Raw genomic sequence first — 11,176 nt, forward strand, 5'->3', positions numbered from 1 at the left:
GCATCCGCGGCTGCGGATGCTGCGAGGAGGAAGGCGTACCGGAACATGACGCAGATCATTGCCGATCCGTCGCCGCACGTCGAACGGTTTTCCGTGGCGCCGGTTTCGCCCAATGGACAGGAACCATACGGCGATCACACATCTGCTTCGGCTACTGTCACCGAATGCTCGATGCCAACCGCTCTGGCACCGCCACGGCCGTACCCCCGGCCGCCGCCGAGGAGCTGACCATTGCCGTGTCCGGTCCGGTGAACTTCACCGCGCGCTGCACAAGAGTGCTGCTGTCGCCGTGGTCCCGGCTGTCCCTGCTCGTCGCCCTGCTGGCGGCGGCCGCGTCGTCGGTGCTGCTCTTCGAGCCGCAGAAGCTGATGACGCAGGGCTGGCCGCCCCAGGTCGAGGGCACCACCGCGGTGGTCATCTTCGCTGTGGCGTACGGCCTGATCACGGTGGCGTTCGTGCCGCGGCCGTTCCTGAACCTGGCGGCCGGCGCGCTGTTCGGCTCGGCGCTGGGCATGGGCGCGGCCATGGCGGGCACCCTGCTCGGGGCCTGGATCTCCTTCGCGCTCGGCCGGATGCTCGGCCAGGATGCGCTGCGCCCGCTGCTGCGCGGCCGGCTGCTGAAGGCGGCGGACAACCAGTTCAGCAAGCACGGCTTCCGCTCGATGCTGGCGGTACGGCTGTTCCCCGGCGTGCCGTTCTGGGCAGCGAACTACTCGGCGTCCGTCTCCCGGATGCGCTACGCGCCGTACCTGCTGGCGACGGGGCTGGGCTCGATCCCGAACGTCGCCGCGTACGTCGTGGCGGGCGCCCGGGCCTCGACACCGACGTCGCCGGTCTTCCTGATCTCGGTGGCGGCGATCGTGGTCCCGGCGGTGGCGGGCGCGGTACTGGCCTGGCGGAAGCGCCACCACCTGCGCGCGAAATGAGCTTCACGCTGCGGATGCCCACGATGAAGATCCACAGCCGGTACTGCAAGGGCTTGAGCGCGTCCTCGCCCAGCCGGCGACGCACCGTGGGCGAACCGACCCCGCCAGGCACGGACCGTGTCCAGGCGAAGGCTCGTCTCTCAGGCGATGCGTGAGTTGGAGCGCCCCCCGTGCCGCGTGCAGGACGATCCGCGCACGGGCCCGCAGCCGGTGCTCGGTCTTGTGGCCGTAGGCCACCGTCCCAACCGCTCGCGCTCTGCGGCGGTCGAGACTGTCGGGCGGGCCTGGGGCGGCGGGCGGCGGGCGGCTCCTGCCGGTACCGTCGTGAGCCCGCGCTACTTCGCCGGTAAGCGTGACCATCGGCCCTCGGTGGGCTCAATTGGCCCAGGGCGGCGTGATGGTGTTGCCGTCGGCCAGCTTGGCCCTGAGCCCGACACGTGTGGTGACCCACATGTGCGCGGGCTGGTCGGTCGTATTGGCAACCGCCAGCTCGGACCCTGCCGGAGCCACCGCCGCGTCACCGACGCCGAGTTCGGCGGTCTCGGCGTCGATGGTGAGCCGAAGGCGACCGGACAGGACGTAGAACGTCTCCTCGTGACTGATCACGTGGGCCGGACCCACTGTCCCGGCCGGGATCTCGCCGCGCCAGGCGGCGAGATCCCGGCTGCCCGTGCCCGGACGGACATAGGAAACGAACCGGGCACCGTGGATCTCGTGCACGACGGCCTCGTGACTTCGGATGAAGGGCATGCCGGCCTCCCCCTATAGACAAGTAACTTGTCCATAAAGACAAGCAGCTTGACGACCTATAGTCAACCCCATGGATGACGCTCTGGCCTTCTCCGCAGTCGTACTGGCACTCTCCGGACAGTTGGTGCAGGAGATCCACGCTCGCGTGTACCAGCAGGGATTCGAGGACCTGCGGCCGGCACACGGTTTCGCCTTTGTCCGCATCTCCCTGGGCGACGCCACTACGGCCGACCTGGCCGAGCACCTCGGGGTGACCAAGCAGGCCGCCGCCCAGCTGGTCGAGGAACTGGTCCGCAAGGGATACGTGGTGCGGCATCCGCACCCCCGCGATGCCCGGGCCCGGCTCTTGAGGCTGACGGAGGCCGGCTGGGCCGCCACTCGCGCCGCCGACCAGGCTGCCCGGGAGGCCGTCGCGCCGTGGCGGGAGGCGCTGGGCGAGGCGCGCTTCAGCGAACTCGTCGCCGACCTGACCCGGATTGCGCCACCGGGACCGATCCGCCCCGCCTGGTGAGCGGGTGCCCGCTCGCGGCCCAGGGCTTCTCTTATGGATCACGTCGCGTGAGTCAGGGACCCGTACGATCGGGACGATTGCCGCGCGAGGGCCGACGGATCCTCCTAGTGCTGTGTGATCAGTGCGAGACCCTCGTTCCGGGGCACGGCGAAAATGGCACGCCTGACCAACGATCTGATGATCTGAAAAAACGCCCTAGTTCTGCGGTGCCAGGGTGCGCAGGACGTCGAACTCGTTGCCCTCGGGGTCTGCCATGACCACCCAGTTTCGGTCTGAGCCCTGGCCCACATCCGTCGTGGTGGCGCCGAGGCCGAGCAATCTGGTCACCTCGTCCTCGGTGCTGCCGTCGATCGGGCTGACGTCGAGGTGAAGCCGGTTCTTCACGGTCTTGCCCTCGGGCACCTGGATGAACAGCAGGGTGGGCGGCATCTGGCGGGCCCGAACATCCTCGACGGTCGGCACCCAGGAGCCGATCTCGACCTTGCCCTCGCTCCGGTCGATCACCTTGAAGTCCAAGACCTCGCACCAGAAGGCCGCGAGTCTCTCCGGATCGTGGCAGTCAACGGCCAACTCGGTGAACCTACTTGTCATGACTCTCCCCGATAGTGCGGACAGGGCTCAGAGTATGCCGCCCGTCCGACAGATCCGGGATCTTCCCGACCAGGGACGTCAGACGGGCTTGACCCGGCATCAGATACGCGAGAAGCCCCTGGCAGGAACAGGTTCCGGGTACCGAGAGGCTTCACGCGTCGACCAGTGTCACCTACACCGGCGTGCTCGATGTCAGCCGGGCCACTGCTGAGGCCCCCGCGAAGCTGCTGCCCCGGACCTGTCCACCGCACTGCAGCGCGCGGCCGGGCGGCTTTACACACCTCAACCTCGACGGCACCGTCATCCGTGCCGATCGCGTCGCCGCCCCCGGCCCGAACAAGGCCGACCTGTGGTGGTCGGGCAAGCACAAGCACCACGACGGCAACGTCCAGGTCATTTCCGCACCCGACGGCCGGCCGCTCCGGGTCTCGCCGGTCCGGCCCGGCCGCGAGCATCCTGCTCCAGATGGAGCACGGCCGCACCAGCTGACGAAGATCACGAACCGTCACGGCCCGCCATCCCATCCGCGGAGTCGACCCCCGAAGGACTTCGAGACGAGACCTCTGAGCGCCCGCCCTCCGATCGATGCTCAGACCGCCTCCAGAATCATCGCGTTCGCCAGCCCACCCGCCTCGCACATGGTCTGCAGGCCGAAGCGAGCGCCGCGCTCCCGCATCGCGTGCACCAGCGTCGTGGTCAGCCGGGTCCCGCTCGCCCCCAGCGGATGCCCCAGCGCGATGGCCCCACCGTGCACGTTGACCTTGGCCAGATCCGCCCCGGTCTCCTGCCGCCAGGCCAGCACCACACTGGAGAACGCCTCGTTCACCTCGAAGAGGTCGATGTCGCCGAGGCTCAGCCCGGCCCTGCGCAGCACCTTCTCCGTCGCCGGGATCACGCCGGTCAGCATCAGCAACGGGTCGGAGCCGGTCACGGCGAACGCGTGCAGGCGGGCCAGCGGCCGCAGCCCGAGCCGCTCGGCGGTCTCGCCGGCCATGATCAGCACGGCGGAGGCACCGTCGTTGACCGGGCTGGCGTTGCCCGCCGTGACGCTCCAGTCGATCTCCGGGAAGCGTTCGGCGAACCCGGGGTCGTAGTAGGCGGGCTTGAGCCCGGCGAGGATCTCGGCGGTGGTGCCGGGCCGCACGGACTCGTCCCGGCCGACCCCCTCCAGCCCCGCCACCTCGGCGTCGAACAGCCCCGCCGCCCAGGCGGCCGCGGCCTTCTGGTGCGAGGAGACCGCGAAGGCGTCCATCTCCGCCCGGCTGATCGACCACTTCGCCGCGATCAGCTCGGCGCTGATGCCCTGCGGGACCAGGCCCTCCGGGTAGCGGGCGGCGACGCCGGGACCGAAGGGGTCCTTGCCGGGCGGCACGTTGGACCACATCGGCACCCGGCTCATCGACTCGACGCCGCAGGCCACGACGATGTCATAGGCACCGGACATGACCCCCTGTGCCGCGAAGTGCACGGCCTGCTGGGAGGAGCCGCACTGGCGGTCGACGGTGGTCGCGGGGACGGTCTCCGGGAAGCCCGCCGAGAGCACGGCGTACCGGGTGGTGTTCATGGCCTGCTCGCCGACCTGGTCGACGGTGCCGCCGATCACGTCGTCGATGAGGGCCGGGTCGACGCCGGAGCGTTCGACGAGGGTGCGCAGGGTGTGGGCGAGAAGCTCGACAGGGTGGACGTGCGCCAGGGACCCGTTCGGCTTGCCCTTCCCGACGGGGGTGCGTACGGCTTCGACGATGACTGCGTCACGCATCGCGGGGACCTCGATTGCCAGTCTCGATTACCGGTGAGTAGGAAAACCGAACTCACCATAACTCCGTGAGTAGGAAATTCCAACCCTCACCTGGATCGGCGCCTCCCGGACCGCGACCGCGCACGACTTCGAGGCGGACGGCCGCCGGACCGTCCGCCTCTTGTGACTCCGCGTGACTCTGTGGCCTACTGCCCCTGCCGGTACACGTCCAGCCGCCCGCACATCCCGAACCGTCCCCGCTCACAGGGCTGTTCGGCCTGTACGACGGCGTCGGCGAGGTGGCCTGCATCGCCCCGTGCGAGGCGGTCGAGCTGCTCCCCCGTGGCCTCGGCGGCCGCCCGGGCGCCGCGCTCCCAGCGGGCCCGCCAGTCGGCGAGCCGGGGCCGCACGAGGGCGGCGGCGGCCCGGTGGAAGGCGGCCAGCGGCTCCGGGCCGGTGGCCTCGCGCAGGGCGCGGTAACCCTCCAGAGCGAGGTCACGGCGGGCCCGGGCGATCCGCTCCCGCTCGGCCTCCGGCGCGTCCGCCGGGACGGTGGTCACCGAGGCATACGTCTCCGGGTCGGTCAGGTACCGCGGCGGCAGCGTCAGCACCGCGTCCCCGGCCTCCGGGAGGCCGCTGTTCTGCATCAGGACGGTGATGCGCAGGTCGTCCTCGTTGACGAGGCGGTGGACGGTGCCCGGCGTGAACCAGGCGACCGTGCCGGGCGTGAGAGGCGTGACCTGGTACCCGGAGGCGGTGAGCGTCTGCACCGCACCCCGGCCGCCGGTGACGACGTACCCCTCCGAACAGACCAGGTGCAGGTGGGGAGTTCCGCCGCGCACACCGTCGGACGCGGGCCAGTCGTACACGCACAGGCGCGAGACCGCGACCCCGCCCGGCAGCCCCGCGAAACCGGACTCCCCACCGCTCACCACGGATGCGCCTCCAGGTACTTGGCGATGTCGGGGCGTTCCCAGGCGCCGTTCGCGATGACGACCCGGTAGCGGCGCCGGAGGGTGTCCCCCGGGGCCAGTTCGAGTTCGTCGTGGAAGGCCCAGGAGGGGGCGATGCCGGCGAACGGGTCGTTGCGCACGAACCAGTGCGCGGGGTGGCTGCCGCCCGCGCCCGAGTGGTCGTTCTCCGGGGCGTGTTCGAAGACGACGGTGGCATGGCCGTCGACGCCGTCGTGCTCGCCGGACAGGGCCAGCCAGGACGACTGGGAGCCCATCAGCTCCGGGCCTTCGCCCTCGGGGCCGATGATCCGGCCGTCCCGGAAGGCGCGCGGACCACGCCAGAACAGGCCGGTGTAGCCCGCCTGTTCGCGTCCCGCGGTGGTCGGGCTGCCGAACCGGAGCGGCTCGTCACGGACGTTGGTGACGGCACTGGACCAGGTCAGCGCCCAGGCACCGGACTCAGGGTCGACGTCATGGACCTCGATGCGCCGCCGCTCCCGCGCCCACAGCGTCCCGTCGTACGGATGCCAGGTCAGCCGCTCCGCGAGGACCAGCCGGCCGTCCGCGGACGACAGTTCGTCGAAGCCGACGTGCCGCATCGAGCCGACGCGCTCCGGGAGGACGAGGTAACCCTCGCCGTGGACATAGGAGTTGCCGCCCCACAGGTTCGCGCCGGACAGGTGCGAGGCGGTCAGGGAGAGGCCCTTGTGCCAGCGGTGGTCGTTGGGCCGGTAGTCGGTGACGACGTCCCCGGCGAGGGTGCGGATCGGGTGCAGATAGGGCTTGGGGGCCTCCCAGGCCGCCTCGGGCCGGTAGACGTACGCGAAGAGCTGCACCCCGGTGACCGGCTCGGTCACGCTGATCCGGTCGCCGTGGGTGTGCGTGATCCGCAGTTCACCGCTCACGCGGACGCCTCCTCGCGCTCGACCGGCGCCCAGCCCGGGGCGCCTCCGTGCAGGGCCGTGTAATAAGGATCACCGGGACCGATCTCGCCCGCACGTACGGTCGTGTCGGTGAACGCCGACTTGTACAGCGCGGTGATCAGCTCCAGGCTGGTGCGCCCGTCGGCGCCGCTGCTGCGCGGCCGCTCTCCCGCGCGCATGCAGGCGATCAGCTCGCGTAGCTGGGCCAGGTGCGAGCTGGGCACGTCCGGTCCGAAGTCCTGCCAGGCCGCCGCCTCGGCGGCGGGGACGCCCGCGGCCGGGGTGATCTGCCAGTTCGCGTTGGAGTGGCCGTACAGATGGGTCAGTTCGACGGTCGCGCGCTCGCAGTCGATGCGGATACGGCTGACCTCGTCGGGGCTCAGCACGCTGTTGACGACGGTCGCCAGGGCGCCGTTCGCGAACCGGACCAGGGCGGTGGAGACGTCCTCGGTCTCCACGTCGTGCACCAGCCGGGCGGCCATGCCCCGCACCTCGCTCCACGGCCCGAGCAGGTCGAGCAGGAGGTCCATCTGGTGGATGCCGTGGCCCATCGCCGGGCCGCCGCCCTCGGTCGCCCAGCGGCCGCGCCAGGGCACGGCGTAGTAAGCGGTGTCCCGGTACCAGGTGGTCTGGCAGTGGGCGACCAGCGGACGCCCCAGCGCCCCCTCGGCCAGCAGCCGGCGCACATGGGTGGAGGCGGAGCCGAACCGGTGCTGGAAGACGATGGACGCGTACGGCCCGCTGTCGGTGCCCTCCTCCGCCTCGACCGCGTCGAAGTCGGCGAGCGACGGCACCGGCGGCTTCTCGCACCACACCCAGGCGCCGGCCCGCAGCGCCGCCACCGTCTGGTCCCGGTGCAGGGTCGGCGGGGTGCCGATGGTGACCAGGTCGGGCCGTTGCTCGGCGAGCATCCGGTCCAGGTCGGTGTAGGCGTGCGGGATGCCGGCCTCGGCTCGGAACGCCTCGACGGCCGTGGCATCGATGTCAACGGCGGCGACGACCTCGGTCTCGCCCTCCGCGGCCAGCTGGGCGAGCGCGGGCAGGTGGGAGCCGCGCCCGATGGCACCGGCGCCGACGACGGCGGCCCGGATGCGGCGGCCGGTGAAGGGAGCGCCAGAAGAGCCAGAGGAGCCAGAAGAGCCAGAAGATGGGGAAAGGGGCGTGCGGGGCATGGACGTGATCAGCACTCCTCGGGGTGGGGACCGACGATGGGCGCGAGCCGTCGCCCGACGTGCGCCGCACACGCACCCCGATGTGCGGGAGCAAGCGCTTTCTCCTGGGGAAACGTAAGCGGCGGTGCCCAGGCCGGTCAACACCCCCTCACTCCTGTCCGCCCGCCGAACCCCTGTGTCCGCGCTGTCACCGCGGCCCGCTACGCTGCCGTTGCACACGCATGATCACGCGCGCCCGCGCGTCCGCCAGCCTCTCTCACCCCTGGGACGCCGTACCTTCATGTCTTGGTTTGAATCGCTGATCCTCGGACTCGTCCAGGGGCTGACCGAGTTCCTGCCCGTCTCCTCCAGTGCGCATCTGCGGCTGACCGCGGCCTTCTCCGGCTGGAAGGACCCGGGCGCGGCCTTCACTGCGATCACCCAGATCGGCACGGAGACCGCGGTGCTGATCTACTTCCGCAAGGACATCGGGCGGATCATCTCGGCCTGGTTCCGGTCTCTGTCCGACAAGGCGATGCGACGCGACCACGACGCCAAGATGGGCTGGCTGGTGATCGTCGGCTCGATCCCGATCGGCCTGCTGGGTGTGACGCTCAAGGACCAGATCGAGGGTCCGTTCCGCGATCTGCGCATCACGGCGACCATGCTCATAGTCGTCGGCGTCGTCATCGGCGTCGCCGACCGGCTGGCAGCCCGCGACGAGACGGGCGGCCGGCACCGGGCGCCCAAGCAGCGCAAGACGCTGGAGAACCTGAGCGTGAAGGACGGCCTGATCTACGGCCTCTGCCAGGCCTGCGCCCTGATCCCGGGCGTCTCCCGCTCCGGCGCCACCATCAGCGGCGGCCTGTTCATGGGCTACAAGCGCGAGGCGGCGGCCCGCTACTCCTTCCTGCTCGCCATCCCGGCGGTGCTGGCCTCCGGCGCCTTCGAGGTCAAGGACTCGGTGAGCGAGGGCCATGTGGCCTGGGGTCCGACCCTGTTCGCGACGGTGATCGCCTTCGCGTCCGGATACGCGGTCATCGCCTGGTTCATGAAGTGGATCTCCAACAAGAGCTTCATGCCGTTCGTCTGGTACCGCATCGCCCTCGGCATCGTGATCATCGCCCTGGTCTCGGCGGACGTGCTGAGCCCGCACGCGGCGGAGTCGGCGGGCTAGCACCAGGCGGTACGTCAGGCGGCCGGAGTGCCCTGGTGGAAGTACATCCGCCAGCCGGTCTCCGTCAGCCGCCACAGGGAGCTGCGCCAGACCCGGCGACCCTGGTTGTCCGCGAAGTACGTCAGGTGGACGAGGCCCGGTGCGAGCACGGTCCCGGACATCTCGCTCACCTGGACCGGCGACTCCGCGGACACCGAACCGTCGCTGGTCACCGTGAGGATCGACACCGCGTCCCAGCGGCGGCCGGACGCCCCGAACTCGGTGAACCCCGGGTCGAGGAGCTCCAGGACGAGGTCCGGGGAGGCACGCACCTCGGGATCGAGAAGCCGCAGCTCCCCGTCGATGGCCGCCTGTACCGCGTACTCGTCCTGGTCCGTCATGCGGGGAGGCTACGGCCTCGCAGCGCCCCGGCACAGCGAATATCGCCCTCGGGATCAGCCGAGCTTGAGCAGGAGTTCCGCGAGTTCCGCCGGCATGGTGATCATGCAGTCGTGGCCGGTGGGCAGTCGCCACGCCTGTTCCGTCGCGGGGACCGGGCGGCGGACGATGCCTTCCGGTACGTCGGCGACGCAGTGGATGTGGGTCCGGGGGATCGTGTGCACGGCCGGGTTGTCCAGCCGCACCGGCTGCTGGAGGCAGCGCACCGACTCGTCGGTCAGCATCGTGCGCAGCCAGGCCACGTCCGCCGGATCGGTCACCCCGAACAGGCCGTGCGGCGGCGGTAGTTCGGGCAGCGGCGGAACCCGCCAGCCGCTGCCGGAGGCCAGGGCCCGGTCGATCAGCACCTGGCTCACGGGCTGGGCGTCGGCGGCGCTCTCGCCGTGCTCCGGGACCATCGCGTCGAGATACACCAGGTGCCCGACGCGGTCGGGGACCTGGTTGGCGACGGACGAGACGACCAGCCCGGCGTAGCTGTGTCCGACGAGTACGACGTCGGTCAGGGCCTCGTCCGTGATCAGCCCCACGACGTCGTCGACGTGGGTGTCGAGGCCGACCTCGGGGCCGAGCAGATGCGCTTTCTCGCCGTGCCCGGTCAGCGACGGCGCGAACACCCGGTGTCCGGCCGCCGTCAGCCTCGGGACGACCCGCTTCCAGCACTCTCCGCTGTGCCAGGCGCCGTGCACCAGCAGATACGTCGACATGATCTCGCTCCTCACTGTGGTCATGACCGTCACCGATCACGCTCCCGCGCCCGCTCCGGCCGGGGCAGAGCCCCGCTGATCCTGGGGGTGACAGGACCAGGCAGGGGCGCGACGCCCCGCGTTACGGTGGCGGGGTGACCGACGAACCGAACCTGCTGGGCGCGTACGTACGGGCCCGCCGCGAGCTCGTCACGCCCGAGCAGGTCGGCATCCCCGTGCTCGGGGTACGGCGGGTGCCGGGCCTGCGCCGGGAGGAGGTGGCGATGCTGGCCGGGATCAGCGCCGACTACTACCTGCGCCTGGAACAGGGCCGCGACCGCAACCCCTCCGTACAGGTCCTGGAGTCCCTCGGCCGGGTGCTGCGCCTCGACGAGGCCGCGACGGCCTATCTGCTGAGCCTCGGCGCCGCAGAGCCCCGCCTACGCCGGCGCCGCCGCCGGAAGGAGACGGTTCCGCCCGGCGTCGCCCAGCTGGTCGCCGCCCTCCCGCTGCCCGCGCTCGTCGAGGGCCGCTACTTCGACGTGCTCGCCGTGAACGCCCTGGCGACCGCGTTGTCACCGCGGCTCACGGTCGGCGCCAACCGGCTGCGGGACACCTTCCTCGACCCCGCCGAGCCGGCCCTCCACCCGGACTGGGCGAACGCGGGCGCCGGCATGATCGCCGGTTTCCGCCGGTCCGTCGGGACCGACGCGGACGACCCCCGTGTCATCGAACTCGTCGGCGAACTCTCCCTCGCGAGCCCCCACTTCAGCCGGCTCTGGGCCCGCCACGACGTGGCCGCGTGCGAGGGCGCGGCCAAACACATCGACCACCCCCAGGTCGGCCGCCTGCGCCTGAACCGCGAACGCCTGACCGTCACCGGCACGACCGGCCAGACCCTCGTCATCTACCACCCGGCCCCGGACACCGACAGCGCCGAGAAGCTGGCGTTGCTTGCCTCCGCGACGACCGTGGTGTGAGCACCCCGGACGCAGATACCTTCTAACAAAATAATCATCAAAATCGTTAACAATCCTGCGCCTCCTTGCCTACAGTCTGGGATTCGAACGAGCCGCACAGCCCGACCTGCCCGCGATGCCGCCGGGCGGTGCGCAGGTACGGCTGTGACCACGTAATCCGCTGTACAAGGAGGTCTACGGGTGGACATCAACCGCAGAACCGTTATCCGGAGCGCCGCAGCCGTAGCCGCGTTCGGAATCGCCGAGGGCGTGGCAGGCGAGGCCTTCGCCGGCACCTCGTCGTCGCACGGTTCGTCGAGCACGTCCTCGGCGTACTCGCTGGAGTTCGATTCCACCGCCTGGTCGTACGACGCGA

The 11,176-nt window shown here is 70.8% G+C and carries 12 protein-coding genes and 1 pseudogene; 5 read left to right on the forward strand and 8 right to left on the reverse strand.

Annotated features, from left to right (window positions below; genetic code table 11):
• Window positions 1-164: 164 nt before the first annotated feature.
• Window positions 165-926 (forward strand): TVP38/TMEM64 family protein, encoded by a 762-nt coding sequence (locus ACGFZQ_RS44925; RefSeq protein WP_393845335.1) that lies wholly within the window; start codon window positions 165-167, stop codon window positions 924-926.
• Between the two features lie 375 nt (window positions 927-1,301).
• Here ACGFZQ_RS44925 and ACGFZQ_RS44930 read toward each other — a convergent pair whose 3' ends face one another.
• Entirely contained in the window at window positions 1,302-1,676 is a 375-nt protein-coding gene (locus tag ACGFZQ_RS44930; protein WP_393845336.1) for a cupin domain-containing protein, read from the reverse strand.
• 70 nt (window positions 1,677-1,746) lie between these two features.
• Here ACGFZQ_RS44930 and ACGFZQ_RS44935 point away from each other — a divergent pair, with 70 nt between their 5' ends.
• Window positions 1,747-2,187, forward strand: coding sequence for a MarR family winged helix-turn-helix transcriptional regulator (locus tag ACGFZQ_RS44935; RefSeq protein ID WP_393845337.1), 441 nt, complete (start codon window positions 1,747-1,749; stop codon window positions 2,185-2,187).
• A gap of 195 nt (window positions 2,188-2,382) precedes the next feature.
• Here the strand turns inward: ACGFZQ_RS44935 and ACGFZQ_RS44940 are convergent, their stop codons facing one another.
• Window positions 2,383-2,778, reverse strand: a complete 396-nt coding sequence (locus tag ACGFZQ_RS44940; protein ID WP_393845338.1) for a VOC family protein — start codon at window positions 2,776-2,778, stop codon at window positions 2,383-2,385.
• Window positions 2,779-3,032: 254 nt separating this feature from the next.
• Here ACGFZQ_RS44940 and ACGFZQ_RS44945 point away from each other — a divergent pair.
• A pseudogene (locus ACGFZQ_RS44945) lies at window positions 3,033-3,233 on the forward strand (transposase family protein); the annotation flags it as partial.
• A gap of 134 nt (window positions 3,234-3,367) precedes the next feature.
• Here the strand turns inward: ACGFZQ_RS44945 and ACGFZQ_RS44950 are convergent.
• The 4 genes from ACGFZQ_RS44950 to ACGFZQ_RS44965 all read right to left on the reverse strand — a co-directional run bounded on the left by ACGFZQ_RS44950 (window position 3,368) and on the right by ACGFZQ_RS44965 (window position 7,564).
• The gene (locus ACGFZQ_RS44950; protein ID WP_393845339.1) at window positions 3,368-4,537 is read right to left on the reverse strand and encodes a thiolase family protein; all 1,170 of its coding nucleotides are present in this window, start codon (window positions 4,535-4,537) and stop codon (window positions 3,368-3,370) included.
• A gap of 185 nt (window positions 4,538-4,722) precedes the next feature.
• Window positions 4,723-5,448: a cupin domain-containing protein gene (locus ACGFZQ_RS44955; protein ID WP_393845340.1), complete on the reverse strand. Its 726-nt coding sequence runs from the start codon at window positions 5,446-5,448 to the stop codon at window positions 4,723-4,725.
• A complete protein-coding gene (locus ACGFZQ_RS44960; RefSeq protein ID WP_393845341.1) occupies window positions 5,445-6,374 on the reverse strand; it encodes a PmoA family protein in 930 nt (309 codons plus the stop codon). Before ACGFZQ_RS44960 ends, ACGFZQ_RS44955 begins: the two co-directional genes overlap by 4 nt.
• Window positions 6,371-7,564 carry a Gfo/Idh/MocA family protein gene (locus tag ACGFZQ_RS44965; protein WP_393845342.1) on the reverse strand — a complete coding sequence of 398 codons (1,194 nt, stop codon included), beginning with the start codon at window positions 7,562-7,564 and terminating at the stop codon, window positions 6,371-6,373. The genes ACGFZQ_RS44960 and ACGFZQ_RS44965 overlap by 4 nt, the downstream gene beginning before the upstream one ends.
• Window positions 7,565-7,844: 280 nt before the next feature.
• Here ACGFZQ_RS44965 and ACGFZQ_RS44970 point away from each other — a divergent pair, with 280 nt between their 5' ends.
• Entirely contained in the window at window positions 7,845-8,720 is an 876-nt protein-coding gene (locus ACGFZQ_RS44970; protein WP_382530270.1) for an undecaprenyl-diphosphate phosphatase, read from the forward strand.
• A gap of 14 nt (window positions 8,721-8,734) precedes the next feature.
• Here ACGFZQ_RS44970 and ACGFZQ_RS44975 read toward each other — a convergent pair whose 3' ends face one another.
• On the reverse strand, window positions 8,735-9,100 hold the full coding sequence (locus ACGFZQ_RS44975; RefSeq protein ID WP_393845343.1) for a DUF4440 domain-containing protein: 366 nt from the start codon (window positions 9,098-9,100) through the stop codon (window positions 8,735-8,737).
• Between the two features lie 54 nt (window positions 9,101-9,154).
• Window positions 9,155-9,862: an alpha/beta fold hydrolase gene (locus tag ACGFZQ_RS44980; RefSeq protein WP_393845348.1), complete on the reverse strand. Its 708-nt coding sequence runs from the start codon at window positions 9,860-9,862 to the stop codon at window positions 9,155-9,157.
• Between the two features lie 134 nt (window positions 9,863-9,996).
• Between ACGFZQ_RS44980 and ACGFZQ_RS44985 the strand changes: the two genes are divergently transcribed.
• A complete protein-coding gene (locus tag ACGFZQ_RS44985; RefSeq protein WP_393845344.1) occupies window positions 9,997-10,821 on the forward strand; it encodes a helix-turn-helix domain-containing protein in 825 nt (274 codons plus the stop codon).
• Window positions 10,822-11,176: the final 355 nt, after the last annotated feature.

Origin of the sequence: Streptomyces sp. NPDC048254, assembly GCF_043201895.1 — a bacterium.
Lineage (GTDB): Bacteria > Actinomycetota > Actinomycetes > Streptomycetales > Streptomycetaceae > Streptomyces.

Coding starts and splice junctions, on each gene's coding strand:
- ACGFZQ_RS44925 (WP_393845335.1), top strand. CDS start 165: ATGCTCGATGCCAACCGCTCTGGCACCGCCACGGCCGTACCCCCGGCC.
- ACGFZQ_RS44970 (WP_382530270.1), top strand. CDS start 7,845: ATGTCTTGGTTTGAATCGCTGATCCTCGGACTCGTCCAGGGGCTGACC.
- ACGFZQ_RS44930 (WP_393845336.1), bottom strand. CDS start 1,676: ATGCCCTTCATCCGAAGTCACGAGGCCGTCGTGCACGAGATCCACGGT.
- ACGFZQ_RS44975 (WP_393845343.1), bottom strand. CDS start 9,100: ATGACGGACCAGGACGAGTACGCGGTACAGGCGGCCATCGACGGGGAG.
- ACGFZQ_RS44965 (WP_393845342.1), bottom strand. CDS start 7,564: ATGCCCCGCACGCCCCTTTCCCCATCTTCTGGCTCTTCTGGCTCCTCT.
- ACGFZQ_RS44940 (WP_393845338.1), bottom strand. CDS start 2,778: ATGACAAGTAGGTTCACCGAGTTGGCCGTTGACTGCCACGATCCGGAG.
- ACGFZQ_RS44950 (WP_393845339.1), bottom strand. CDS start 4,537: ATGCGTGACGCAGTCATCGTCGAAGCCGTACGCACCCCCGTCGGGAAG.
- ACGFZQ_RS44935 (WP_393845337.1), top strand. CDS start 1,747: ATGGATGACGCTCTGGCCTTCTCCGCAGTCGTACTGGCACTCTCCGGA.
- ACGFZQ_RS44980 (WP_393845348.1), bottom strand. CDS start 9,862: ATGTCGACGTATCTGCTGGTGCACGGCGCCTGGCACAGCGGAGAGTGC.